This window comes from Candidatus Accumulibacter cognatus (assembly GCF_000584975.1).
GTDB classification, from domain to species: domain Bacteria; phylum Pseudomonadota; class Gammaproteobacteria; order Burkholderiales; family Rhodocyclaceae; genus Accumulibacter; species Accumulibacter cognatus.
Genome location: NZ_JDST02000017.1, coordinates 1 through 25,012 on the forward strand (window position 1 = coordinate 1; position 25,012 = coordinate 25,012).

Genomic DNA, 25,012 nt, shown 5'->3' on the forward strand with positions numbered 1-25,012 from the left:
TTGTTACCTATTTCAGTATATGCCGACAGGTGCCGTCATCTTTGATGCCGAAAGGCGTTGAGCACCGGTCTCCTGGCGTTCTCATGAAAGGAACCTTACTCGTGCCGTCATCTTTGATGCCGAAAGGCGTTGAGCACTATAAGCCGTTGCTGCATTCCAAGCTGCATAGTCGTGCCGTCATCTTTGATGCCGAAAGGCGTTGAGCACCGCAAGCGCTCGCAGGGCACAAAAGCGCGGACATGTGCCGTCATCTTTGATGCCGAAAGGCGTTGAGCACATTCTCCTTACAGGGCGGTCACGCCGGCTTCCAGGCGGTGCCGTGGTGCGCTGGCTGATCGGCAATACTGATGTCAGCGGCGGACAGGAAGTGGCGAACCACATTGGACCAGGCTCTCAATTGATGACACGCCCCAAATGTGGGACAATCCCGTAGGCAGTTTTTCGCAGGCCTTCTGCTGCCCTTTCGAGGAGGAGACGATCAATGGTTGATCACCCGTTCGCCCGGTGTGTGGCGCTACACCTTGCCGGTCTGCTCGTGGCCGACAACGTGCAGGCACGGCAGCCACCGGGCAAGCCTGAAGCCGCCAGATCGGCCAGGACCGCAAGCCGGGAACACCTGGTGCCAGCCGGCCTGCGGTGTCTGCGGCGTTGATTACCGCGTCGTTCCGACAGCGTGACCAGATGAACTTCATGGAATTGCCGGAAAACCTCCCGGTTCCTACGGACGACGGTGCTGCAGCACATCTGCAAGGCTTGTTTCTGCCCGCTCTGGCCCTCCCGGCCACTGACGGCTCGACCGTTTCTTTGAACGAGCTGCATGGGCGTTGGGTGATCTACATCTATCCGATGACCGGCCGGCCCGGACTTCCGTTGCCGGAGGGATGGGACGGAATTCCCGGTGCGCGCGGCTGCACGCCGCAGTCCTGCGGTTTTCGCGACCACCACGCCGAGTTGGCAGCCTTGCACACCGGCGTTTTCGGCCTGAGTGTGCAGAGCACCGAGGTTCAGCGTGAGGCCAGGGAAAGGCTGCATCTACCGTTCCAATTGCTGAGTGACACGGGCCTGCAGCTCAAGCACGCGCTGCGACTGCCCACCTTCAGCGTAACCGGCATGGAATGCTTCAAGCGGCTGACGCTGATCGTGCAGGATGGACAAATCGCGAAGGTCTTCTACCCCGTCTTTCCGCCGGACAGCAACGTCGTCGAGGTCCTCGCCTGGCTACACAATGCAGACGATTGATGCCGGAACGATGACGCTGGAGGATCCGGCAACGCTGGTCCAGGACACCGGATCACATCACTCCTGGTGCCGGGCCAGTTGTCCGAGCAAATCCCGCGTCACCGCTTCGGCTACCCGGATCCCGTCGACGCCGGCCGAGAGGATGCCGCCGGCGTAACCGGCACCTTCGCCCGCCGGATAGAGACCCTTGACGTTCAGGCTCTGGCAATCGTCGCCGCGGGTGATGCGCAGCGGCGAAGAGGTGCGCGTCTCGACGCCGGTGAGTACCGCGTCCGGCATGGCAAAGCCGCGAATCTGGCGGTCGAAGGCGGGTATCGCTTCGCGCAGGGCGGCGATCGCGTAGTCGGGCAAGGCGCTGGCGAGACTGGTCAGACGCACGCCGGGCTGATACGAGGGCAGCACCGTTCCAAGCTGCGTCGACGGGCGGCCAGCAAGAAAATCGCCGACGAGCTGGCCAGGCGCCTCGTAGGTACCGCCGCCGAGCTCGAATGCGTGCGCTTCGAGCTGCCGCTGCAGTGCGATGCCGGCCAGCGGTCCGCCAGGGTAGTCCAGCGGGGTGATGCCGACGACGATGCCGGCGTTGGCGTTGCGCTCGTTGCGCGAATACTGGCTCATGCCGTTGGTGACCACGCCGTTCGCTTCGGAGGTGGCGGCGACCACGGTGCCGCCGGGACACATGCAGAAACTGTAAACGCTGCGGCCGTTGCGGCAATGATGCACCAGCTTGTAGTCGGCGGCACCGAGCAGCGGGTTGCCGGCGTAGGGCCCGAAACGCGCCTGGTCGATCAGTGCTTGCGGGTGTTCGATGCGAAAACCGATCGAGAAGGGCTTGGCCTCCATGAACACGCCGGCGGCGTGCAACATCGCGAAGGTGTCGCGGGCGCTGTGGCCGATCGCCAGGATCATGTGGTCGGTGCGCAGTTCCTCGCCGCTCGCCAGGGTCACGCCACGTACTCGGCCGTGTTCGATGTGCAGGCCGCTGACGCGCTGCTGAAAACGGATCTCGCCGCCGAGCTGTTCGATCTCGCGGCGCATCTGTTCGACCATGCCGACCAGCCGGAAGGTACCGATGTGCGGTTTGCTGAGGTAGAGAATCTCCGCCGGGGCACCGGCCTTGACGAATTCCATCAGCACCTTGCGCCCATAGTGCCGGGGGTCCTTGATCTGGCTGTAGAGCTTGCCGTCGGAAAAGGTGCCGGCGCCGCCTTCGCCGAACTGCACGTTCGACTCGGGGTTGAGCTGCTTCTTCCGCCACAGACCCCAGGTATCCTGGGTGCGCTCGCGCACGGCCTTGCCGCGCTCGAGAACGATCGGCCGGAATCCGCTCTGCGCCAGGATCAGGGCGGCAAAGATGCCGGCCGGACCAAAGCCGACGACGATCGGTCGCGTCGTGAGCTGCGCCGGCGCCCGCCCGACGAAGTGGTAGCGCATGTCCGGCGTCGGCTGCACCTGCCGGTCGGCCGCGAATCGGTCAAGAACCGCGGCGGCGTTGGGCAGCGCCACGTCGACACTGTAGAGAAAGGTCGGCGCACCTGCCTTGCGCGCGTCGCAACTGCGCCGGAAGACGCTGATCTCGCCGAGGTCGGCCTCGGCTATGCCGAGGCGAGCGGCGACCGCGGCCGCCAGCGCCGCCGGCGGATGCTCGATGGGAAGGCGAATGTCGCTGATCCGCAACATGGTCGGTTCCTTCCCGTGCTCCGCAGTAGCGCTCAAGGCTGCTGGCCGTAGCTGGCGAACTTGTCGAGCACCGTCGCCATTTCGGCGGCATCGAGCAGCACCGGTTGACCGAGCTGGCAGGCGCGCCAGTATTGTTCGCAGAGTGTTTCGAGTTCGATGCCGAGGTCGATCGCCTGTTGCAGATCCTTGCCGAGGACCAGCATGCCGTGGTTCGCGAGCAGGCAGGCGCGGCGGTTCACGATCGCCAGCAGGACGGCGTCGGAGAGCGCCTGGGTACCGAAGGTCGCGTAAGCGGCACAGCGAACGCTGTCGCCACCAAAGCGCGCGATCATGTAGTGGAATGGCGGAATATCGCGGCGCAGGCAGGCGATGCTGGTGGCGAACGGCGAATGCGCGTGCAGGATGGCGCCGGCGTCGGCGCGGGCCGCGTAGAGGTCGCGGTGGAAGCGCCACTCGGATGATGGCCGGCGGTGCCCCTGGCAACTACCGTCGCGGTGCATGTGCACGATGTCGGCGGTGAGCAGACTGTCGTAAGCCATGCCGGTCGGTGTGATCAGGAAGTCGCCGCCAGCGCCCGCGCCGCCATCCTCGACACGCACGCTGAGGTTGCCAGCAGTGCCGCGGTTCAGGCCGACGGCCTGCATGCAGCGCGCGCTGTCGATCAGTTGTTGGCGCAGATCAGCCATGCGTTTTCTCCGGGTAGAGCGCGCGCAAGCCGTCGCTGCTTGCCGGGCAGACGCCGCGTTCGCTGATCACGGCGCTGACCAGACTCGCCGGCGTGACGTCGAAAGCCGGGTTGGCAACCGCGGCCTCGGCGGCAAGTTGCCGGAGCTGGGCGGACCGGCCGGCGGCATCGCATCCCTGCAGCAGCCGCAACTCGTCGGCAGCGCGCTCCTCGATCGGAATGTCGGTGCCGTTTGCGCAGGCGAAGTCGATCGTCGATCCCGGCGCGGCCACATAGAACGGGACGCTGGCGGCGCGCGCCGCCAGCGCCTTGAGGTAGGTGCCGATCTTGTTGGCGACGTCGCCGTTGGCGGCGATGCGGTCGGCGCCGACGATCACTGCGTCGATGCTGCCACGTGCCAGCAGCAGGCCGGCAGCGTTGTCGGCGAACAGCGTATGGGGCACGCCGTGCTCGTGAAGTTCCCAGGCGGTCAGCAGGCCCTGGTTGCGCGGGCGCGTCTCGGAAACCCAGACATGGAGGTCGATTCCCTGGTCGAATGCGGCATAGACCGGTGCCAGCGCCGTCCCGTGGTCGACGGTCGCCAGCCAGCCGGCGTTGCAGTGGGTCATGATCTCGATGCGCCCGCGCTCGCCGAGCTGCGCGCGCAGCAATTGCAGGCCGTGCTCGCCGATGCGGCGGCATTGCTGCACATCCTCCTCGGCGATCCTGTCCGCTTCGAGCCACGCCGCCTCGGCACGCAGTGGCGGCGGCAGCGGCGTCAGGCAGGCTTGCAGGCGCGCCAGCGCCCAGTGCAGATTGACCGCCGTCGGCCGCGTGGCCCCGAGCGCCCTGATCGCGGCGAGCAGGGTGGCGTCATCGGCACGAGAGGTGAGCGCCAGCGCGACCCCATAAGCGGCGGTGACCCCGATCAGCGGTGCGCCGCGTACCTGCATGCTGCAGATCGCCTCCACCACGGCTTCCAGGCTGTCCAGTCTCAACACCCGACAGGCCTGCGGCAGTGCCGTCTGGTCGATGATGTCGATGGCACCGGCCTGGGGTACGGGGGTGATCGTTCGCGTGGGTTTGCCCTGGACTTTCATGACCGTCATTCTACCAGCCGACCACGCGCTGCCAATGATCGCGCAGGGCATCGATGCACAGTGCGGGGCAGGGGGGCTGCGGGGGCTGGAGCGCTGAACTCGGCCAGCAGGACCGGTTGCCTGGCGTTTTGCGACGGCGATGTCCTGATCCCCGTGAGTTCAGCAGGATGCTGACCAGGTGCGCCTGCTTCAGGGAATCATCGCCTATAATGTCCGCAGAATATCCACTTTCGCCCCAGCCTCTTTTCCCGCCTGAGGAAGAGGGATGGTTCGTGAGTCGCGCAGGCGGCATGCAAGCGAATTGCTGACGGGATGGCTTGCCGCAGCCAGAGGCCCTGGAACCTGTCTGGCAAGGCGTTGACCGGATCGTCGAGGTCAGCAACAGTCGCCTAGGCTATCCGGTTACTGTTCACCTGCACACCGGGGCGATCGACCATAATCGCGTGACGCGCGGTTTCTCCGCTGGCAGCGGTAATCGCGCACTGGATTGGGAGGGACATTGCCGATGGGTCAGGAGATTGGCAACAACGGTTTCACCGCCGACGACTTTGCACGTTTCAGCCAGCGACTGGCATTGGAGACGCGGCACGCCCAGGATGCCTACGCACGCGGCGACTTCGCCAACACCGATCTGGTGGCAGGTTTCGAACTCGAAGCCTGGCTGATCGACGAGAAACTCTTTCCGGTACCCCGCAATGTCTCATTCCTGGCACGCATGGCCAACCCGCTGGTGGTCCCCGAGTTGTCGCGCTTCAACGTCGAACTCAACGGTACCCCACAGCCACTGGTCGGTCCGGCGCTGTCGCTGCTGGAGAACGAACTCGTTGCCACCTGGCAGGAATGCCTGCGCGTCGCAGCGCTGGAAGATGCGGCCCTGATCGCCATTGGCACGCTGCCGACCATCCGCGAGGCCGATCTGTCGCTGGCCAGCATGTCGCCCTACCGGCGTTACGCGATGCTCAACGAGCAGATTCTGCTGCTTCGTGGCGGCCGGCCGCTGACGCTCGATATTGCCGGCATCGAAAACCTGTCCACGACGCACGCCGACGTGATGCTCGAGGCGGCGACCACCTCTTTTCAGGTACATCTGCAGACACCGGCCAGCGAGGCGGCGCGTACCTACAACGCGTCGCTGATGCTCGCTGCGCCGCTGCTGGCACTGTCCGCCAATTCGCCGTTCCTGTTCGAGCGCGCGCTCTGGTACGAAACGCGGGTGCCACTCTTCGAGCAGGCCGTCGATTGCTGTGACCCCGGACATCCGCAGCATAGGCGGGTGACTTTCGGTTCGGGCTACCTCGGTGCCGACCCGACGGCATGTTTCGCCGAGAATCTGGCGAATTACGCGGTGCTGCTGCCGGTCGAAATCTTGGGCCCGGTCGAATCGTATGCCCACCTGCGGCTGCACAACGGCACCATCTGGCGCTGGAATCGCCTGCTCATCGGCTTTGACGACCAGGGCTTGCCGCACTTGCGCGTCGAACAACGGGTGATGCCCGCCGGGCCCAGCATCATCGACATGATCGCCAATGCGGCCTTTTATTACGGCGCCGTACGAATGCTTGCCAGACAGGACCTTCCGCCCGAATCACAACTGCCTTTCCCCATCGCTCAGGACAATTTCTACCGTGCCGCGCGGGATGGCTTCAACGCGCAACTGAGGTGGCTCAACGGACGGCGCATGCCTGCCTGCGAGTTGCTCGAACAGCTGCTGTTGCCACTGGCGCGCGCCGGTCTGGAGCAGCTCGATCTGGCGGCCGCGGATATCCAGCGCTACCTGGAGGTGATCGCCGGCCGCTTGCGCAGCCGCCGCAACGGTGCTGTCTGGCAACTCGCCCATTACCGGAAACACCATGACTTCTTCCGGCTGACCGCCGATTATCTAGACCACCAGCGCCACCTCATGCCCGTGCATGAATGGCCGATATGAGTGGAGTACTTCATGCTGAGCCGTCGGGCGGCGGTCTTCGGTCGGTATCGCCGGGAATCGCCACGCCGGCAGGTGCTATGATGGCGGGCGCTTGTGCGATCCGGCGACGGGCCGGCTAGCGCAATGCACCCCCGGTCGAACCGGGACGTCCTCAAGCCTCGCCGCTGCCAAGTATTGCGACACGATGAACGTGCTTCAGGAGTGCAGGAGAAAACGCATGAGCTATACGATTCGAACCCGCGACCAGCATCTTGCCGCCGACGGCCTGCCGAAGCGCATACTCGCGCTCGACGGCGGCGGCTTGCGCGGCATTCTCACGCTGGGCATTCTCGAACGCATCGAGCGAATGCTCGCCGAGCGGCATCGCGCTGGCGACGACTTTCGCCTGGCGCACTACTTCGACCTGATCGCCGGCACGTCTACCGGCGCGATCATCGCCGCCGCGCTGGCCAAGGGAATGCGCGTCGCCGAAGTGCTCGCCGAGTACCGTCAGCTCGGCAGCAAGGTTTTCGCGAAGAGCCTGTTCCGCAAAGGCGTGCTGCGCGCCAAATACGAAGCCAGCACGCTGAGCAAAGAGCTGCAGCGCGTCTATGGCGACGACACGACCCTGGGCAGTGATCGCCTGCTGACCGGCCTCGTCGTCGTCACCAAGCGGCTCGACACCGGCAGCCCGTGGCCGCTGATGAACAACCCGCGCGGCCGCTATTTCCACGGCGACGGCAAGGGACGCATCGGCAATGGCGACTACCCGCTGTGGCAGGTCGTTCGCGCCTCGACCGCTGCGCCGTCGTATTTCGACCCTGAAAAGATCACCATCGCTGCTGGCCAGGGCAGTATCGGGCAGGAAGGCCTGTTCGTCGATGGCGGCGTCAGCCCGTACAACAACCCGGCGCTGCAGGCACTGATGGTCGCCACGCTCGACGGCTACCGCATCGGCTGGCCGAGCGGCGCCGACAAGCTGCTGCTCGTCTCGCTCGGCACCGGCCGGCCCGACCCCGCAGTCGCCCAGGCCGGAATCGCCGCCGGACAGGCGATCCAGGCGCTGCTGGCGATGATGGAAGACGTCGCGACGATGCAGCAGACGCTGCTGCAGTGGCTCAGCTCGAGCCCGACCGCACGCACGATCGACCGCGAAGTCGGCGACCTGCGCCACGACCTGCTCGCCGGCGCGCCGCTGCTGACCTATCTGCGCTACGACCTGGAACTGGCCGCCGAACAGGTGCGCGCGCTGGCCCCCGAATTGCGCGACGACCAGCGCGTCGCCTCGCTCAGCGAGATGGACGCGCCGGAGAACATGGAGGTGCTGCACCGGCTCGGAATGCTCGTCGGCGAACGCGACGTCCAGGCGCATGACTTCCCCGCGCACTTCGACCTGCCGGCCGGGTAGTTCCCGGCTCGCTCCGCGCCCACCCCGCGCACCATTCCCTCTACCTCCTGTCACCTGCCTGCCATTTACTGCCGATGAACGCTCCCGCCACCCGCCGCCGCTACCGCCGCCGTGCCGACCAGGCCGTCGCCGCCGTCCAGCTCAACCTCGAAACACCGGGCCTGCACTACCACAAGTGGGGCAACGAACAGTTCGCCAAGCCGGGTGACTGGCTGGTCGACAATGGTGGCGATGTCTACACCATCGACGCCGGAACGTTTGCCCGCACCTACCGGCGCGTCGGCTGCGGCGCGTACGTCAAGAGCACGCCGGTCTGGGCCGAGCAGGCAGCGGCTGCCGGCAGCGTCGCGACTCAGGAAGGCCATACGGCATACGAGGCCGGCGACTGGCTGGTCAGCAACCGCGAGGACGGCGGCGACGCGTACGCGATCAGCGCCGGGAAGTTCGCGCGCCTCTACGAACCCGACGAATAAGCGGCGCCACTGGCGGGGAGGTGTGCGATGCGCTACTTCGTCATTCGCGGCTTCGGCGTCAAGCGCGACGGCTCGGGGAACGAATTCGACTTCGAGCGCACCGACCGCGAGCTGATCGCGCCGGCACTGGCGCTGTGCGACTTCGAGGGCGGCACGACCGGCGAGATTCCCGACTCGGGAAGCATCCACGACGACATGTACCGGCTGATCCTCCAGGCCGACGTCGTCGTCTGCGACATCAGCGTGCATAACGCCAACGTCTTCTACGAGCTCGGCGCGCGGCACGCGCTGCGCAGGAAGCGCACGGTGCTCCTCAAGTGCAGCGAATCGGCCGACCGGACGCCCTTCGATCTCGGCGACTTCCGCTACCTGCCCTACTCGTGCGAGCGCCCGGCCGACGCCGTGCCGGCACTCGTCGCCGCGATCCGCCGCGGCGCAGCGAGCGAACGCGAAACCGACAGCCCGATTTTTCGTGCGCTGCGCGACCTGCCCGAAGCGCCGTCCGACGCCGCCGTGCCGAACGACTTCGTGCAGGAAGTGCAGCGCGCGAAAGTCGCGCGCGACCGCGGCTGGCTCCTGATGCTCGCCGACGAGCTGCGCAACCTGCCTTTCGAGCGCCCCGGCCTGCGCCTGGTCGCCTTCGCCCAGCAGGCGATCGAAGACTTCGAAGCGGCGCGCGACAGCCTCGAACGCCTGCTGCGCCTCGGCGACCGCCAGACCGGCGTGCGCTTCGCGCTGGCCAACATCTACGAGCGCGGCTACCGGCGCAGCGGCAGGCCCGAGCTGATGGATCGCGCCGAACGCGCGCTCGACGACGTCCTGCAGCGCCCCGACCTGCCGGCCAGCGAGCACGCCGAAGCGCTCGCGCTACGCGGGCGCAACCTCAAGACGCTGTGGCGCCAGGGTTTCGAGGGCATCGCCGACACCGGCGAGCGGCGCGCACGCGCGTGCAAGCGCCAACTGCTCGATAGCTGGCAGGCCTACCGCGAGTCGTTCCAGCGCGATCTCAATTCGTTCTACTGCGGCATCGCCTGCCTGCAGGTCGGCCACGCGCTGCTCTCGCTGTCGGGCGAAAGGCGCTGGAAGGCGATGTTCCGCAGCCCGCGCGAAGCGGCGCGGCAGCGCGGCGAGCTGCAGGATGAGCTGCGCACGCTGCGCCACGTCGTCGCCGCGGCGATCGAGCGCGGCCTCGCGCACGGCAGCGAGAGCGACCGCTGCTGGGCGCGCATCAGCCGCGCCGACCTGCGCTTCCTCACCGATGACGAAGCCGGGCTGAACGCCGACCCGTCGATCCTGCTCGACGACTACGAACACGCACTGCTCGGCCTCGAACCGTTCTACCGCGGCGCGGCGATCGGCCAGTTGCAACTGTTCGCCGCGATCGGCCTGCGCGCGGCGATCGCCGAGGCGCTGATCGCCGCACTGCGCCGCGACGAGCCGCCAGCGGCCGCGCCGCCGCACCTCGTGCTCTTCGCCGGCCATCAGATCGACGAAGCCGGCCGCAGGCCGCCGCGCTTCCCGGCGCACGCCGAGCAGACCGCGCGCGAGCTGCTGCGCGAGCGCTTCGTGCGCCTGCGCGAGCAACACGGGCCGCTGCTGCTGCTCGCCTCGGCCGCTCCCGGCGCCGACATCCTGGCACACGAAGTCTGCGCCGAACTCGGCATCCCGACGCTGCTCTGCCTGCCGATGCCGCTCGAAGACGTCTCCGCGCTGGCTTTCGGCAAGCACGACGGCTGGCGCAACCGCCTGCTCGCGCTGGCGCGCCAGCACACCGAAGCGATCCGCGTGCTGCAGGATGGCCCCGAGCTGCCGCACTGGCTCAACGAACGCAAGCCCGAACTCTGGCAGCGCGGAATCCGCTGGATCGTCCGCTCGGCGCAGGCGTCGCGCTGCAACGCGCGCACGCTGCTCGCCCTGTGGGACGGCGACGAGAACGACTCCTCGACCGGTGGCGTCGCCGAAGTCGTGCGCCAGGCACGCGGAACCGGCGCGTTCGCGATCGAGCCGATCGACAGCCGGCAACTGCTCGCGGCGAGCGGCTAACGGTCATGACTTTTCCAGCCCCCCGATCATGAAAGTCATGACCGTTTCCCTCCCCCAATCCCTCTCCCGCGAGGGGAGAGGGGAGGTTCGCGAGTCGCTGACACGACTTTCACATTAAAGCGCAGGACGCAGCCCGCAGGCCTTTCCCCAATCTCAATCCCCGAGCCCCTGACTCCCCACCCATGCCACTCAAACTTTTCGTCAGCCACAGCTCGCGCCTGCGCGACGACGAGACCAGCGACGCGCAGGCGCAGGCGAACTGGCGGTTGCTGCTCGACCTTCCCGGGCAGATGGAGCAGGTCTACAGCTCGCAGGTGGAAGTGCTCGTCGACCACGACGAGCTTCACGCCGGAGACGATTGGGAAACGGTGCTGCATGGTTTGCTCTGGGACTGTGACGCTGCCCTGATCGTGTTTTCGCGCCGCGCCGTCGAGGAATCCGATTGGGTGAAACTCGAAGCGACGGTTCTCGACAGCCGCGCGAGGAACGACCCCGGATTCCACCTGGTCCCCGTTCTGCTCGCCGGCCAGACGACCGTCGCCGACCTCGACCAAGGCTTCTTTGCAGCCCTCCGACTCAAGCGGCTGCAAGCGATTTCCGGAGTCAGCAGCGCGCAGGAGATCGTCGCCCGACTACGGCCGATCCTCGGCGAGCCCGAAACGCTGTTCAGCGGCCAGCCGAGTGCCTACCGGCAGACCTGCACGGCAGTCGAGGCGTGGCTCGCGCGCAACCTCGGCCAGAAAGTCTTGGAAGCGCTCTGGGACAAGCTGTGTCCGGGGTGCCGGCCGTGCGTCGCGCACCCGGATCGCGCGACGCGCTACGCAAGGTCGATTGCCGCGCACCTCCTCGAAGACGGCGAGGACACGCTGCGCCGTACGCAAAAGCTTCTTGACCACCTGCTGAGCGCCGGACACAACGGCAACCACTGCGCCGGCCTGCTCAAGTGCCTGAACGCGCAATGGATCAAGCCGAACGCCGCCGCGTGTCTGACCGAGAAAGACGCCGGCGCCAAAGCCCTGGTACTGAACGGCGCATTCCTGGCTGCCGAGGACCCGGATTTCCCCGAGCGACCCTACTACACGCTGAATCGTTACCTGAAGCGCGCCTGGCCTGAAACGCGCCGCTTCCAGTGGGTTCCAATCGCCCGGATACCTACCGACCGAGAAGTCGCCGACGAAGTTTGCGAGCAACTGCGCGCGCAATTGTGCCGGGGCAGCCGCGCCAACGACGAAGCACTGCGCCGGCGCCTCAGCAGCCTGCGCGCGGACGACTGGCAGATCGTCGTCTTCATCGCTCCGACATTGTGGCCCGACCGCGATGCACGCCTCGTCGACGACCTGCGAACGCTGCACGGCCAGTACCAGGGGCTGCTCGTCGTGCTCGGCATCGACGACGACATGCCTGCCGGCCTGCCCGAGGGAGTCCGCGTGGTCGACCCCGCGCTGAACCTGCTCGTCGAGGAGAAGCAGCACGATTGCGAACTCGACACCTGGGATTTGATCAAGAACAGTTAGCAAGGAAGAACACGAAAGAACACGATGAGCAAACGAGCCTCCTGGGAGCTGGTTCCTCCCGCCGACGCCTGCTTCGCCGGCGACCCGAACCGCAAGATCGATCCCTACCTTTTCTCCGCCGAGGCGGTCACGGCACTGCGGGTCGCTCTGGTGACGCAACGACCATTGCTCGTAGCTGGTCTTCCGGGTTGCGGCAAAACCTGCCTCGCCGAGGCGCTGGCCGCCGAGATCGGCTGGACCTTCCTGTGCGAGACGATCACTTCGCGCACGCGGCTCGAAAAACTTACCGTCGAGATCGATCACCTGAGTCGCCTGCACGACGCGCAACGCGCCGCAGCGACCAACGGTGCGTGCGCGCTGAAAGCCGACGAGGCCTACTATCGCCCCGGAGTCTTCTGGTGGGCCCTCGACCGCGGCAGCGCAAGCAGGCACAACCTCTCAGCAGACGACGCCAGGCAATGCGGCATCTGCGATGCATTCCCGGGAATCGAACGGACGCGCAAAGCGCCGCCACACGGGACCGTGCTGCTGATCGACGAGATCGACAAGGCCGAGCCCGACCTGCCGAACGACCTTCTCGAACCGATCGACCGGCGTCGCTTTCGGCTGCCGAACGGGAAGTACGTGTCGGCGAGCCCGGAGCACGAGTTGCTGACGGTGATCACCACCAACCGCGAACGCGAATTGCCGCAGGCATTCCTGCGCCGTTGCGTCAGCCTCGTTCTCGACGAACCCACCCCGGATCGACTCGTCGCGATTGCGCGCAAGCACTACGCCGACGCCAACCTCGGCCGTGTCGAAGCGCTCGCGGCGAAGATGACCGGGTTCCGCGCCAAGGCCAGGGAGATGGGTCGGCGGCCTCCGGGAACGAGCGAGTTTCTCGACGCCGTACGCGCCAGCGAAAAGTTCGACATCCGGATCAGCGCCGACGATCCCGTGTGGCGGCAGGTCGAGCGCGCCGTGCTACTCAAACCTGGCGAGCCGTAAAGTGCCACGAAGGCAGACAGTGAATCCGCCGCGTAGGGGCGAAATCCATCTCGGCGAGCTGCTCACCGTACTGGCCAAGCTGCAGCCAGGCGATGCGGCAACGGCGCGGGCGATTGCCGCCAGCCTTGGTTTCGGCCTGTCCGCGCCGGACATCGCGACCTCGACCAAGGAGAGCGAGCGCATTTACGATCGTGGCCAGCAGAGCGCTCGGCGCCAGACGAGACGGCTGGCCGAGAAGAAGCCGCCGGGTCTCGCAGCGCCGCCACGATCGCCAGCGCCCGTCGATCTGCCGGCGCAAAAGCTGCGCGCAACACTAAAGGCCATTGATCCGCAATCGCCGACCGCCCTCCCGGAAAAGCCCGCGTGGATCAGTAGCGGCTACCAGCGCCTCGATCTGCGGCGTACCATCCCGTTGCCCCGCGCGAACCTCTTTCCCGCACGTACCGTGCGCGGCGTGTTCACCGCCGCGTTATCGACGCCGCGCGCCGGCGAGCAACTCGACGTCGACGCGCTGCTGCGCCACCTGATCGAGGGCTGCCTGCCGCGTGCGCTGCCTAGACTGCCGGAGGAAACGCTGGCGCGTGGCTGTCAGTTGCTGCTCAATTTCAGCGACAGCATGCTGCCCCTGTGGGAAGACCTGCGCCATCTCTCGCAGCAGTTCGTGGACGTGCTCGGCAGGGAACGCGTGTCCGTATTCGAGTTCGACACGCTGCCCGGCGACGCGCACTGCTGGCCGCCGGAGAGAGACGATCCGGTCCCGTGGCAGCCCGAACCCGGACGCCCGGTTGTCGTCGCCACCGGTTTCGGCGCGCCCGGCCGGCGCGTTCCTCGCTTCGCCGGCGACGGCTGGCACGATTTCGTCGGCCGCTGCGCCAGGCAGGGATCTCCGCTGAACATCCTGATCCCCTGGTCGCCAGCCTGCTGGCCGAGCGACCTCGGGCCGCACGCGCGGCTCGTGCATTGGCACGAGCGGACGAGCGCGGCGATGCTCTCGCGGCGCACCGACCGCGCAGGCGCCTGGCCGCGATGAGCTGGCAGCAGCCGACCCGCTCCGAAATCGACGTCGTCGCCAATGTCCGTCGTCGCACCCCCGAGATCGTACCGCTCGCGCGCGTGCTTGCCGCCGCGACGCGCATCGAACCGCTGCTGTTGCGCAACGCCCGCCGCCACTTCTTTCCGGGCAGTGCCAGCGAGATCGAGTACTTCCTCTGGTTCAGCCCGCTCGTTGCATCGCGCAGCAGCAGCGAGGTCGTTTTCCATGCGGGTGCCGCGCGGCTGCTGCTCCATCGCCTGTGGCGGCACGAGCGGGAACGCTTCGACGAAGTCGTCGAGTTCGTCCGCGCACAGACGCGACATTGGCATCCCGAGGATCGCCTCGAACAGGATCTGCGTCTCGCCGCGCTCCGGGGAGACCGTGACGAACTGCGCAGCGGTGTCGAAGACATGCTCAAACGCCTCTACGAAGAGAGCGACGAGCCGGCGCGCATCCGGCTCGCGCGCTGGGGCGCGCGAGCGCTGGCAACGATAGGCGCTGCCGACGCCGGATTCGACGCGGCACGACTGCTTACGCGTTTCGCCGCGGTCAGCCTGGGCAGCATGACTCCACTTCCCGCCGGCTGCGCGCCCGAACGGCTCCCCGGCTGGCTTGCCGAGAGGCTCCCCGTTTCGCTTCGCCCCGCGCGCTTGTCGGTCGAAGCCCGCTACGACCCAGCCACGCGTGCGCAAGTGCTGCACTTCGTCGCGCCCGGCGAACAGGACGACGCGATCGACTTGCCGACGCCCTTGCCGGCGACGCTGCACATCGCGGCGGACGGCCAGCAAGGAGGCTGGTACGTGGTCCGGAGTGGCACCCGCGTGCAACTGGCGCCAGCAAGCCGGCGAATCGCCCTGGCCACGATCACCGACCAGCGCTACGAACTCCTCGTCGACCTGCCACCGGGCGAAGAGCCGAGCAACGCGGCACGAATCGTGCTCAGTCATCTGCCCGAAGACGCGGAACAGGCCCGCGCAGTCGCCCGTTGGCTCGGTACGCGCGGACACCTGGTGCAGTTGCAGCCGGAAGCGACCACGGCAGGGGAGGGCGAATCGACGAGCGGCGGGTCATCCGGCCAGCCCATCCACCTGCTGCGCCTATGGACCAGTGCCGCGCGCCACCGCCTGCAGGAATCGCGGGGCGAACTGCCGCTGGCAGATACGCGCAGCGCGCTGCTGCGCGTCGACCCCGCGGTCGAACTGCCGCAGGCCGGCTACGGTGCCGGGACGGTGCTCGACGTGCGCGGCTGGCGGGACGGGCAGCCATCAGAGGAAACCGGCGACTTCCTGCGCCAGCTCGCCGCGTGGCTTGCGGGCGAAACGCCGCAGCCGGTTGACGAGCGTGATCCTTCAGTGGGCGAAGCCGAGCGCCTGCTTGCCGAACTCGAAAACCCGCGGACGCCGCCGCCGCGGCGGCTCGCCATCGGCGACCGCCTCGCCGAAATCGGCGATCCGCGCCGGGGCGTCGGCGTGCGCGAATTCGTCGTCGACGAGGAATCCGCCGCAGAGCCGCCGCTCAGCGACGAAGCCAGCGCGCTGCTTGCCGAACTCGAAAACCCGCAGACGCCGCCACCGCGGCGACTCGAAATCGGCGACCGGCTTGCCGGAATCGGCGATCCGCGCCGGGGCGTCGGTCTCGACGCGCGCGGCCTGCCCGAGATCGACTGGGTCGACGTCCCCGGTGGGGAATTCGTCTATCAGCAAGGCGAGAAGCGCAAGCTGCCGGCTTTCCGGATCGCGCGCTACCCGCTGACCAACGCGCAGTACCAGGCGTTCGTGGACGCTGGCGGCTACCGCGAAGAGCGCTGGTGGCGGGACTTGCGGCGGCCAAAACCGGAACCCTCGCGCTGGCCGCAGGGCAACCGGCCGCGGACGAACGTCGACTGGTACGAAGCCGTCGCTTTCACGCGCTGGCTGAGCGCGCAACTGGGCTACGAGGGGCGCTTGCCGACCGAGGAGGAATGGGAGCGCGCGGCAGGCGGGCGCGAGGGGCGCGAATACCCATGGAGCGCGGAGTACAAGCGCGGCTTGGCGAACATCGATGAAACCGCCAGATATGGCTTCGGGGAGAAGGTTGGCGAGTGGTCCCTGGAGCAGACGACCGCCGTCGGCGTCTATCCACACGGCGCGTCGCCCGAGGGTGTCCTCGACCTGTCGGGAAACGTCTGGGAGTGGTGCCTCAACCAGTACGACCAACCAGAGAGGATCCAGCCGGACACGAGCGGTCAGTCGCGGGTGCTGCGCGGCGGCTCCTGGCACCTCAATGCGGCCTACGCGCGCGCGTCGCGGCGCTACGGGTACCCCCCTGGCGACCGGAACGGCAACGTCGGTTTCCGTTTGGTTTCGTCTGCCCCCATCGTTTGACCCGCTGTTCGCTGCCGACCGCCGCTGCGCGGCGGTCGCGATTTTTTAGAAAACGAAGGGTTCGAGCACATGGCTGCGCAATCCCCAGGAATCGGCGTAGCGAACGTGGTTGATCCAACCCTGGACGCTGGCGTCGAACTTGGCGAAGCTGATTTCGACGCGCTGCCACGCCGCGTAACGCCCGTGCAGGCTACGCGTCGCCTGCACGACCTTGCGTGCCTTGACGCGACGGTGCGTCGGGTAGACGACGAAGCCGAGCCACGGAACGCCGTGCGCCACGGCTTGTACCTGCGCGCTGCCTTCGTGGAATTGCAGGCGCAGCGCGCCGAGGCGATCGCGCACGGCTTCCTTCCAGCGCCACAGCGTAGGCTTGTCGGTCGCGAACAGCGCGAAGTCATCGACGTAGCGCAGATACGCGCGACAGCCGAGTTCGTCGCGGACGAAGAGATCGAAGGGATGCAGGTAGACACGGCACGAGGCGATCCTCGAAGGCAGCGGCCCCGTACGAGGCGCGCTTGCCGCGCGCCGCCTGTCGCCACGCCTGCATCAGGTTCGAAAAGGCGACGACCTTGGCAAAATCAGAGGAGAATTCCTGGCCCATGCACGACGAACTCATCATCCTGACCCGCTGCTTCGATCTGCTCGCGTGGCTCGTCCCGAAGAGCGAAACGTTCCCGAAGGTACACCGCCACACCATCGTGCAGCGCCTCAGGAGCTGCTGTTTCGCGCGCGCAAGGCGACCAGAACGACACGCCGGCAGTGCCTGCAGGAAGCCGACGCGCGGCTCGACGAGTTGCGCCTGTACCTGCGGCTGGCACACCACTGGCACTGGCTGAACGACGGCCAGTACGAGCATGTCGGCCGGCAGGTCGCGGAACTCGGCCGGCTGCTCGGCGGCTGGACGAAATACGAAGCGGAGAAACGAGGCACCCCAGGATAGAAATCCCGGGGCGCCCCGCGCTTTGCCATGCGCCCGACGCTTGAGGCGTGCGGACGGGATGCACCCGCGCCATTAAAGCCCCGCCGTCGCGTACCGCAAACCGTGGTCGGCGGTCCCGGCGAACCTGGCGGAAGCGGCAATGTGGGCAGACGACACCAAACGGAAACCGACGTTGTCATTCCGGTTGTCAGGGTGGTTCCTGTTGCGCTGCGACGCGCGCGCGTTGGCCGCATTGTTGTTCCAGGAGCCGCCGCGCAGCACCCGCGTCTGATTCCGGGGCACCCCGCTGGACGAGCCAGCGGGACCGATTATCGCAGCTCGCAAGCGCCGGTCGGCAGCGAACAGCGGGTCAAATGATGGGGGCAGACGACACCAAACGGAAACCGACGTCGTTGACCCGGTAGTCGGGGTGGTTCCTGTCGCGCCGCGACGCGCGCGCGAGGGCCGCAAGGTAGTCCCAGGAGCCACCTCGCAGCACCCGCGACTGACCGCTTGTATCCGGCTGGATCGTCTCCGGCTGGTCGTACTGGTTGAGACACCACTCCCAGACGTTTCCCGACAGGTCGAGGACACCCTCGGGCGACGCGCCGTGTGGATAGACACCGACGGCGGCGGTCTGGCCCAGGTACCACCCGCCGACCTTCTCGCTTCCCCATCTGGCGGTTTCGTCGATGTTCGCCTGTCCGCTCTCGTACTCCACCCCCCACGGGTACTCGCGCCCTTCGGGCCCGCCTGCCGCACGCTCCCATTCCTCCTCGGTCGGCAAGCGCACCTCGTAGCGGAGCTGGGCGCTCAGCCAGCGCGCGAAGGCGACAGCTTCGTACCAGTCGACGTTCGTCCGCGGGCGATTGCCCTGCGGCCAGCGCGAGGGTTGCGGTTCCGGCCGCTGCAAGTCCTGCCACCAGCGCTCTTCGCGGTAGCCGCCGGCGTCCACGAAGGTCTGGTACTGGACGTTGGTGATCGGGTAGCGCGCGATCCGGAACGTGCCGAGCGTGCGCCGCTGGCGCTGCTGGTAGCGGAACTCGCCGCCCGGGATGTCGACCCAGTCGAGGTCGGGCAAGACGATCGTTCGCCGCGCCGGGTGGGTGGAAGTCTGCGTATGCTCATCCGGCGCGTGCGCCGGGGCCGGGGAGTTCGCTGGAGGAGTCGCCATGATTGCGGGGCAAGAACGGGCAAGATTTTCGGGAGGGTCGCCGGGGTTGTTGCATTGGCGATCCGGTTTTCCGTCGTCACAGGCCACTTCCTTCGTCATCGACCGGAGGCACGAGGCCTGACCCGGCAAGCGCTGCGGGAGGTTCGCCGGGGTCGTGCCGGATCGGCAGCGGCCGGCTGCGGACTCCGCTGGCGAGCAGCCCATCGTCGCCGACACCCACCCTCTCGCGGCTGGTCACGACGATTCCCGCGCCGCCTCCGCGGCAGGGTGATGGTCGGAGCAACAGCGTCGCGCACATGCTGGAAAAGAATCCGGGAGCGATTCGGAAGACGGAACCTAATGATAGAGGCACGCCGTCGTTGCGGGAAGCACGACGGCGGCAGCCGGTTTTCACGGGCAGGCGCCAGCCGCGCCTCGCGGAGCACTGCTGTGCCCCACCGCAGCCGTAGGTCGGGCCGAGCCGTAGAGCCGTAGGTTGGGCTGAGCCCGCGAAGCCCAACAGCCCAAACGAAGAGCGCCGTAGGTTGGGCTGAGCTTCGCGAAGCCCAACACCCCCAACCCCACCCCATACTCCACAGATCAACTTCGCCCCCAATCCGCGGCGACGATGCCCCGTTCGATGTACGCATGCAGCGTCGAGTGCGGCCAGTCGGTCGGCTGCTTCACCCAGCCGTGCCTGACCGGATTGTAGTGGATGTAGTCGATATGGCGCTCGAGGTCGATTTCGTCACGGATCTGGTGTTCCCAGTATCGGCGTTGCCAGATGCCGCGTTCGCGCTTGCTTTGCCGGCTGGGGCTGATGGTTTCGCTCCTGGGCAGGCTACGCGAAAAACCCGCCTTGATCAGCGACCAGCGGAGAGCGAAGTTGGCATCCTCCGCGGGAAGGCGCCAGATCGCATGCAGATGTTCCGGGAGAACGACCATGGCCAGGAGTTTGAACGGGTGCGCTTCCCGAACCGTGGTCATCGCCGTGCGTAGCGCTTCGAGGTGGCGGACCAGGGTATCGGAGTCCCGGTCGGCGAGGTTGACGGTGAAGAAGCAGGTTCCGCCCGGAGTTTGCGCGCGGCGATAGTCCATGGGGCTGTCCTCGAGGTGTGGGGTGGGGTAGGGTGTTGGGCTTCGTTCCTCAGCCCAACCTACGGCTGGCACAAGGGTACCATCTGTCGCCTGTTCATCGGCCTTGACGACAACGGGTTGGCGCACTGGCGCGTTGAACAACGGGCGATGCCCGCCGGGCCCGGCATCATCGACATGCTCGCCAATGCGGCCTTATATTTCGGCGCCCTACGAATGCTTGCAAGACAGGATCTTCCGCCCGCATCACCACTCTTCCGGCTGCCCGCCGATTCTCTCAACCACCAGCGCCACCTGATGCCCGTGCATCAGTGGCCGATATGAGTGCATCATGCTGACCGTCCTCGACACCCTGCCCGAACGTTTTCTTGACACCCCTGCCCGCGAACTGCATCGCATCCTGCCCGGACCGACACTGATCCACCTGCCGGGACGCCGCTCGACGCCGCTGTTCGTCTCGGTGCTGCTGCACGGCAACGAAGACAGTGGCGTCGTCGCGCTGCAGAGTGTTCTGCGCGACTACGCCGGACGGCGGCTGCCACGGGCACTGTCGATTCTGATCGGCAACGTCACTGCCGCGCGGGTGGGAATGCGCCGGCTCGACCAGCAACCCGACTACAATCGCGTCTGGCCCGGGGCGATTGCCCACACGGATTCGCCCGAGCACGCCACGATGAGCGAGGTGCATCGCCTGATGCAGGCGCGCGGCCTGTTCGCCAGCATCGACATTCACAACAACACCGGTCTCAATCCGCATTACTGCGTGGTCAATCAGGTCGACCAGACGGTCCTGCACCTGGCCTTGCTGTTTTCCCGCACCGTCGTCTGCTTCCGTGGCCTTGCAGGGACACAGACGATGGCGTTTTCGCCCCTTTGTCCGGCCCTGACCATCGAGTGCGGCAAGCCCGGAATCGCCGCCAACGAGGCGCACGCGGCCCGTTTCGTCGAAGCCTGCCTGCATCTTGCACAGTTCCCGTCACACGACGTGCACGAGCACGACATCGATCTCTACCATACGGTCGCGACGGTGCGGGTGCCGAGCACGGCATCGTTCGGCTTTGGCAAAGCGCAAGCCGACATTGATTTCGATCCCCAGCTCGACCACATGAACTTCCGGCAACTCGATCCCGGCACGGTCTTCGGGCGAACGCGCCTGCCCCTGCCGGTCGAGGTTCGCGACGAGGGCGGCCGCGACGTGACGGCGGAATTCTTCGATTGCCGCAGGGGGACGATCCGCTTGCGGCGCGCGGCCATGCCGGCGATGCTGACCCTCGATGAGCGGGTCGTTCGCCAGGACTGTCTGTGCTACCTGATGGAACGAATGCCTTTTCCTCGCCGCGAACGCGCTGCTCGTGCGTTGTGCGCCGACCAGCTTCTATAGATTAGGCCTGCATCATGATGATCCGTCATGACCGTGGTCACTGATTTCCCGCAGCAGTCGTTCGATCCTGGCCATGTCCCGATGCTGGAGTCCCCTGGCCCGAAATACCTTGAAGTCCGAGAGGACGGCTTCGGCGAAGGTCTTGCCTTCGGGCAGCTTCTTGTCCTTGTTTTCCGTATAGATGGCCAGAGCCTGCGCTGTGTGGTTGTCGAACAGATAGCCATGCGCAAGATTGATCCGTATCCAGAGCTGCTGCGGGTCGGCCTCCAGGCCGCGACTGGCGCTGGCAATGGCCTCCCGTGGCTGCCGGGCAATCAGTTCGATCCAGGCGAGATTTCCTTCCGCTCTGGCCCAGCCTGCCCGGTAAGCCACCTGCTGGGGAAATTCGCGGGTCAGGCGGGCAAAGATCCCGGCGGCTTTCAGGATCGGCACCCGCGCTTCGGCCGAATCACCGCCGCGGCCACCGAGCAGGATGCCAAGATTGTTGTAGCTCTCCGCCAGGTAGCTCCGATATTCGGGCACTTCTGGATGGTCCCGCGTCAGCCCTTCCTGCAGGTCCAGGGCTTTCTGGTAGGCCGCGCGCGCCGCCTTCGCATCGCCGCTTTCGTTGAGCAGGAGGCCCAGGTTGTTGTAGCTCATCGCCAGCTTGTGCTGGTATTCGACTACCTCGGGATGGTCTCGCGCCAGTCGTTCCCGCAGATCCAGGGCTTTCTGGTAGGCCACCCGCGCCGCCGCCGCATCGCCGCTGTCGCTGAGCAGAACGCCTAGACTGCTGTAGCTCATCGCCAGGTTGTTCTGATACTCCGGCACGCCGGGATGGTTCCGCACCAGCCGTTCCTGCAGGTCCAGGGCATTCTGGTAGGCCGCGCGCGCGCCCGCCGCATCGCCACCGTCGCTGAGCAGAATTCCCAGGTTGTGCTCGCTCAAGGCCCGTCTGCTCTGGTACGCCGGCACCTCGGGATGGTCTCGGGCCAGCCGTTCCAGCAGGTCCAGGGCATTCTGGTAGGCTGTCCGTGCCGCCGCGGCATCACCGCCGTCGCCGAGCAGGAGACCGAGGTTGTTGTAGCTCCTCGCCAGATAGCTCTGATGCTCCGGTATCTCGGGATGGTCGCGGGCCAGCACCGCAAAGTCGGCGATGGCCTGGCGATAAGCGGCTTCGGCCTGGCGATGGTCGCCCAACAGGTTCCGGATTTTTGCCGTCCGGAAAGTGGCCGCCGCCAGTTCCGCCCGCATCTGCGGATCTTCCGCTCGCTGGTTGGCGAGGTCCTGGTAGAAATTCAGCGCCTTTTCCAGGAGCTGCCGGCGCAGGGGCTCCGATCCACGCTGGTTGAGCAGGGTCGATTCGCTGACCTGGGTGAAGAAGTGGTCCACGGCTTCGTTGGCCCGTCTGAAGTTGGCCTCGGCCTGGACCTTCTGGCGTTTCGCTTCCTGCCACTGGACGAAACTGAACACGCCGAAGGCCATGACGACGGTGAAGACGGTGGCGACCGCCAGGAAACGCAGGCGTTTGTGTTGCCGTGCCCGGCGCTTGCTGAATTCCACCAGTTCGGCCAGTTCGCCACGCAGGGCCAGGCGGTTTTCAAACGGCGGGAGCGTGGCCAGCAGATCGGTTTCCAGCAGCCGCCCATGCCTCTGGTATTCGAGCAGCCGGTTTTCCAGGGTCTGGCGCAGGTCCACCAGGTCCTGTTCCAGGCCGCTCATCCACTGGCGGATCTGCCGGGCGAGGGCGTCGTGACGCAGTTCGTACCAGTGCTGGTCCGGGTCTTCGCGGACCAGACGGTCGCCGATCAGGCGTTGCAAGGACTCGTCGACCTGGGCATCGCTGAGTTCCGGGCCGAACTGCCGGGCCCGGATGGCGATATTCTGGCGGTTCCCGAACTGGCGGGTTCCCTCGGCGGTCACCAGGGCTTTGAGAATCTGGCGGGCAAGCTCGCTGCCTTCCCCATAACTCTGGACACGCTCTTCGAGAAAGCGGCCCAGGATGGTCTGAATCTGGCCCAATTCCCGGTAAGCGTCGAGCGTCAGGCGGGGATGTTCCGGGGTTTCGAGCAGCGCCTTGCGATAGAGCGAATCGAAAACCACCTGGAAAATCGGCAATTCCACTTCGCTGCCACCGCCGCTCAGGTCGGTGAGGATGTGCGGCACCAGGCCCTGTTCAAGGGCCACGCCGCAGACCTCACAAGGGCCGACGATCGCGGCTTCGGCGTCGCTTCTGGCCAGATGGCGAATCCATAAGCGGTTGTGGAACAGGCCTGGCCAATAGGGTTCCAGTTCGCTCGCCCGCGCCAGATATTCTTCGCGCAGGCCGATCACCAGGCGGCAGTTCCCTTCCTGTTCCAGCCAGCCCTGCACCGTACGGGCGAAGGCCTGGCGCACACTGGCGGGCTGAAACAGGAAGAATTCCTCGAACTGATCGAATACCAGGACCAGGATCTTGTTCTTTTGCTCGATGACCGCGCGCAGCAGGGCGTCGAGATCCCGTTCCAGCGCGTTCCCCAACACCCGCTGCAGGGCCCGCCGCACGGCCTCGAACGGGTCCTGTGCGGTGCGCACCGTGACGAACAGCGCCTCTTCGGCGGGGATTTCGCTGCGCAGGCCGCATTCGATCAGCGAGGTCTTGCCGGTCCCCGATTCTCCATACACCAGCAGTACCCGGCTGCGATAGAAGCGGGCATACAAATCGCGGATTTCGTTGTCGCGCCCGAAAAAGAGGCTGCGGTCCCCGACCCCGTAGGCATCGAGAAACTTGAAGGGGGAACGATGCTGGTCCCTGGCCGCCCCGACATCGGCAAACAGGATATCCAGGCTTTCAGGGTCATCCATGGCGATTCCTCAGACCAGCGCCGGCGGGATGGTTGCGGTGTCGCCAAACATCTGCAACAGAATGGTCAGTTCCTCGGCCAGATTGGCGGCCCTTTCGGACTCGCTGCCCCGAAAATTCCCGCCATGCTTGCAGGCCGTGTAATCGGCCTGGTCGGGGTTCTTCATCCCGTTGTAGAAGAAAATGTCGGGCGCCTTGCCGGCCTTCGCTTCATACACCAGTAGCGGGTCCAGGTTGAGATGGCGGCCGCTTTCCCGATGGCTGAGGATCACGGCATGAGAATCGAGGGGGATGGCCTGGTTGTGGCGGTCGCCTTCGAAATCGCCCGAATTGCCAATCAGCCTCATCAGGCGGTGGCGGAAGACGGGCTCGTGCCGGCGGCGTTTCTCGACGTCGATTTCGCTGATGAAGGTCAATTCATAATCCAGCAGAAACTCCAGCGCTTCCAGCACGCTTTCCAGGAGTTCCTGGGCGCGGCCGCACAGTTCCTGGAATTCGTGCGCGTGCATGACCTTGATTTTGTCGTGGCTGAGTCCGTTGCGCAAGGTGAGCAGTTCGCCGAGCGCCTTCAGCGCCCGGCTGTCGGCCGGTGGGGGATCGAAAAAGAAGCGTCCCATTTCCGGGATCAGAACCGTTGCCTGGGGTTCGGTCAGCAGCCAGCGCAGACTTTCCCGAGCCAGGTGCAGCCAGGTTCCCCAGGCGATGCGTTCGAAGCGCGGCTTGAAATCCGCGCGCAGCGCGTGCGGCGGAACGCGCCTGGCCGTTTCGGCAAAGTCCCGCGCCTGGCACAGGTTCACGACTCCGAGAAAACGCGTGATGGCTTCGCCGGTGCTCAACAGATAGCGCAGCCGGTTCGGGCCGGGGTCCAGACATTCGTCGGTACGCAATTTGACGAACATGGCCGCCACGGGATACGGGAACCCGTTGATGACTTCGCGAGCATAGCGGTCTTTCATCGAAGCACCCTAGCCACAAGACGATGGTCGAGAGAATATAGGTGAGGCGCTGGGTTTCCAGCGTGCTGGCGGTACGGAGGGCATCTTCCAGTTGCGAAACGTGGGGTGCAGGTTCTTGATGGTATCACCAACGCACCAGCGGGTTTTCAGTGCGGCGCGGAAGGCACGCACGTCGGCCCATCGCGAGCCAAGGTGATGGTCCTGGGTTTTGAGCAATCCACGGTTGGCTGGATCAGAATGCGGATGGCCCGTTTCCGTGCAATCCGTGGTTGGAAAATGT

At 66.2% G+C, this 25,012-nt stretch carries 22 protein-coding genes and 1 CRISPR repeat array; of the genes, 12 read left to right on the forward strand and 10 right to left on the reverse strand.

Going from position 1 to position 25,012, the window contains the following annotated elements; translation table 11 throughout:
• Positions 1-29: 29 nt before the first annotated feature.
• Positions 30-277: a CRISPR direct-repeat array (repeat unit 36 nt; unit sequence GTGCCGTCATCTTTGATGCCGAAAGGCGTTGAGCAC).
• Between the two features lie 204 nt (positions 278-481).
• The gene (locus AW06_RS19865; protein ID WP_171047336.1) at positions 482-652 is read left to right on the forward strand and encodes a hypothetical protein; all 171 of its coding nucleotides are present in this window, start codon (positions 482-484) and stop codon (positions 650-652) included.
• Positions 653-681: 29 nt separating this feature from the next.
• Positions 682-1,239 carry a peroxiredoxin gene (locus tag AW06_RS04035; protein WP_034945971.1) on the forward strand — a complete coding sequence of 186 codons (558 nt, stop codon included), beginning with the start codon at positions 682-684 and terminating at the stop codon, positions 1,237-1,239.
• A 57-nt stretch (positions 1,240-1,296) separates the two neighbouring features.
• On the opposite strand, the gene AW06_RS04040 is transcribed toward AW06_RS04035, so the two are convergent.
• The 3 genes from AW06_RS04040 to mtnA are packed head-to-tail and all read right to left on the reverse strand — an operon-like array spanning position 1,297 to position 4,680.
• On the reverse strand, positions 1,297-2,916 hold the full coding sequence (locus AW06_RS04040) for an NAD(P)/FAD-dependent oxidoreductase (protein ID WP_034945974.1): 1,620 nt from the start codon (positions 2,914-2,916) through the stop codon (positions 1,297-1,299).
• Between the two features lie 32 nt (positions 2,917-2,948).
• A complete protein-coding gene (locus tag AW06_RS04045) occupies positions 2,949-3,602 on the reverse strand; it encodes a class II aldolase/adducin family protein (protein ID WP_034945977.1) in 654 nt (217 codons plus the stop codon).
• Entirely contained in the window at positions 3,595-4,680 is a 1,086-nt protein-coding gene (gene mtnA, locus AW06_RS04050) for an S-methyl-5-thioribose-1-phosphate isomerase (RefSeq protein ID WP_034946046.1), read from the reverse strand. Before mtnA ends, AW06_RS04045 begins: the two co-directional genes overlap by 8 nt.
• 505 nt (positions 4,681-5,185) lie before the next feature.
• On the opposite strand from mtnA, the gene AW06_RS04055 reads away from it, so the two are divergent.
• The 8 genes from AW06_RS04055 to AW06_RS19870 all read left to right on the forward strand — a co-directional run bounded on the left by AW06_RS04055 (position 5,186) and on the right by AW06_RS19870 (position 16,407).
• Positions 5,186-6,607 carry a glutamate-cysteine ligase family protein gene (locus AW06_RS04055; RefSeq protein ID WP_273704362.1) on the forward strand — a complete coding sequence of 474 codons (1,422 nt, stop codon included), beginning with the start codon at positions 5,186-5,188 and terminating at the stop codon, positions 6,605-6,607.
• A 217-nt stretch (positions 6,608-6,824) separates the two neighbouring features.
• On the forward strand, positions 6,825-7,994 hold the full coding sequence (locus AW06_RS04060) for a patatin-like phospholipase family protein (protein WP_034945983.1): 1,170 nt from the start codon (positions 6,825-6,827) through the stop codon (positions 7,992-7,994).
• Positions 7,995-8,068: 74 nt separating this feature from the next.
• Positions 8,069-8,467, forward strand: a complete 399-nt coding sequence (locus AW06_RS04065) for a hypothetical protein (RefSeq protein ID WP_034945986.1) — start codon at positions 8,069-8,071, stop codon at positions 8,465-8,467.
• A 27-nt stretch (positions 8,468-8,494) separates the two neighbouring features.
• Positions 8,495-10,510, forward strand: coding sequence for a tetratricopeptide repeat-containing protein (locus tag AW06_RS04070; protein WP_034945989.1), 2,016 nt, complete (start codon positions 8,495-8,497; stop codon positions 10,508-10,510).
• Between the two features lie 182 nt (positions 10,511-10,692).
• A complete protein-coding gene (locus tag AW06_RS04075) occupies positions 10,693-12,024 on the forward strand; it encodes a TIR domain-containing protein (RefSeq protein ID WP_034945992.1) in 1,332 nt (443 codons plus the stop codon).
• A gap of 24 nt (positions 12,025-12,048) precedes the next feature.
• Complete coding sequence (locus AW06_RS04080) at positions 12,049-13,011, forward strand: MoxR family ATPase (RefSeq protein ID WP_273704363.1); 963 nt, start codon at positions 12,049-12,051, stop codon at positions 13,009-13,011.
• Positions 13,012-13,030: 19 nt separating this feature from the next.
• Positions 13,031-14,041, forward strand: a complete 1,011-nt coding sequence (locus tag AW06_RS04085) for a hypothetical protein (protein WP_034945995.1) — start codon at positions 13,031-13,033, stop codon at positions 14,039-14,041.
• Positions 14,038-16,407, forward strand: a complete 2,370-nt coding sequence (locus tag AW06_RS19870; RefSeq protein WP_273704364.1) for an SUMF1/EgtB/PvdO family nonheme iron enzyme — start codon at positions 14,038-14,040, stop codon at positions 16,405-16,407. Before AW06_RS04085 ends, AW06_RS19870 begins: the two co-directional genes overlap by 4 nt.
• 45 nt (positions 16,408-16,452) lie before the next feature.
• On the opposite strand, the gene AW06_RS04095 is transcribed toward AW06_RS19870, so the two are convergent.
• The gene (locus tag AW06_RS04095) at positions 16,453-16,749 is read right to left on the reverse strand and encodes a hypothetical protein (RefSeq protein ID WP_034945998.1); all 297 of its coding nucleotides are present in this window, start codon (positions 16,747-16,749) and stop codon (positions 16,453-16,455) included.
• A gap of 304 nt (positions 16,750-17,053) precedes the next feature.
• Between AW06_RS04095 and AW06_RS04100 the strand changes: the two genes are divergently transcribed.
• On the forward strand, positions 17,054-17,347 hold the full coding sequence (locus AW06_RS04100) for a four helix bundle protein (protein ID WP_034946002.1): 294 nt from the start codon (positions 17,054-17,056) through the stop codon (positions 17,345-17,347).
• 72 nt (positions 17,348-17,419) lie between these two features.
• On the opposite strand, the gene AW06_RS21455 is transcribed toward AW06_RS04100, so the two are convergent.
• From AW06_RS21455 to AW06_RS04120, 4 genes are all read right to left on the reverse strand, one after another.
• Positions 17,420-17,815 carry an SUMF1/EgtB/PvdO family nonheme iron enzyme gene (locus AW06_RS21455; RefSeq protein WP_337958743.1) on the reverse strand — a complete coding sequence of 132 codons (396 nt, stop codon included), beginning with the start codon at positions 17,813-17,815 and terminating at the stop codon, positions 17,420-17,422.
• The gene (locus tag AW06_RS04110) at positions 17,697-18,407 is read right to left on the reverse strand and encodes an SUMF1/EgtB/PvdO family nonheme iron enzyme (protein WP_273704366.1); all 711 of its coding nucleotides are present in this window, start codon (positions 18,405-18,407) and stop codon (positions 17,697-17,699) included. The genes AW06_RS21455 and AW06_RS04110 overlap by 119 nt, the downstream gene beginning before the upstream one ends.
• Positions 18,408-18,576: 169 nt before the next feature.
• Positions 18,577-18,738, reverse strand: a complete 162-nt coding sequence (locus AW06_RS04115; RefSeq protein ID WP_171047425.1) for a hypothetical protein — start codon at positions 18,736-18,738, stop codon at positions 18,577-18,579.
• 341 nt (positions 18,739-19,079) lie between these two features.
• Positions 19,080-19,577: a transposase gene (locus AW06_RS04120; protein ID WP_034946011.1), complete on the reverse strand. Its 498-nt coding sequence runs from the start codon at positions 19,575-19,577 to the stop codon at positions 19,080-19,082.
• A 328-nt stretch (positions 19,578-19,905) separates the two neighbouring features.
• Between AW06_RS04120 and AW06_RS04125 the strand changes: the two genes are divergently transcribed.
• Positions 19,906-20,955 (forward strand): M14 family metallopeptidase, encoded by a 1,050-nt coding sequence (locus AW06_RS04125; protein ID WP_034946013.1) that lies wholly within the window; start codon positions 19,906-19,908, stop codon positions 20,953-20,955.
• Positions 20,956-20,967: 12 nt separating this feature from the next.
• Here the strand turns inward: AW06_RS04125 and AW06_RS04130 are convergent, their stop codons facing one another.
• Both AW06_RS04130 and AW06_RS04135 read right to left on the reverse strand, forming a co-directional pair.
• Positions 20,968-23,778, reverse strand: a complete 2,811-nt coding sequence (locus AW06_RS04130) for a tetratricopeptide repeat protein (protein WP_034946015.1) — start codon at positions 23,776-23,778, stop codon at positions 20,968-20,970.
• Between the two features lie 9 nt (positions 23,779-23,787).
• Complete coding sequence (locus tag AW06_RS04135; RefSeq protein WP_034946017.1) at positions 23,788-24,732, reverse strand: hypothetical protein; 945 nt, start codon at positions 24,730-24,732, stop codon at positions 23,788-23,790.
• Positions 24,733-25,012: the final 280 nt, after the last annotated feature.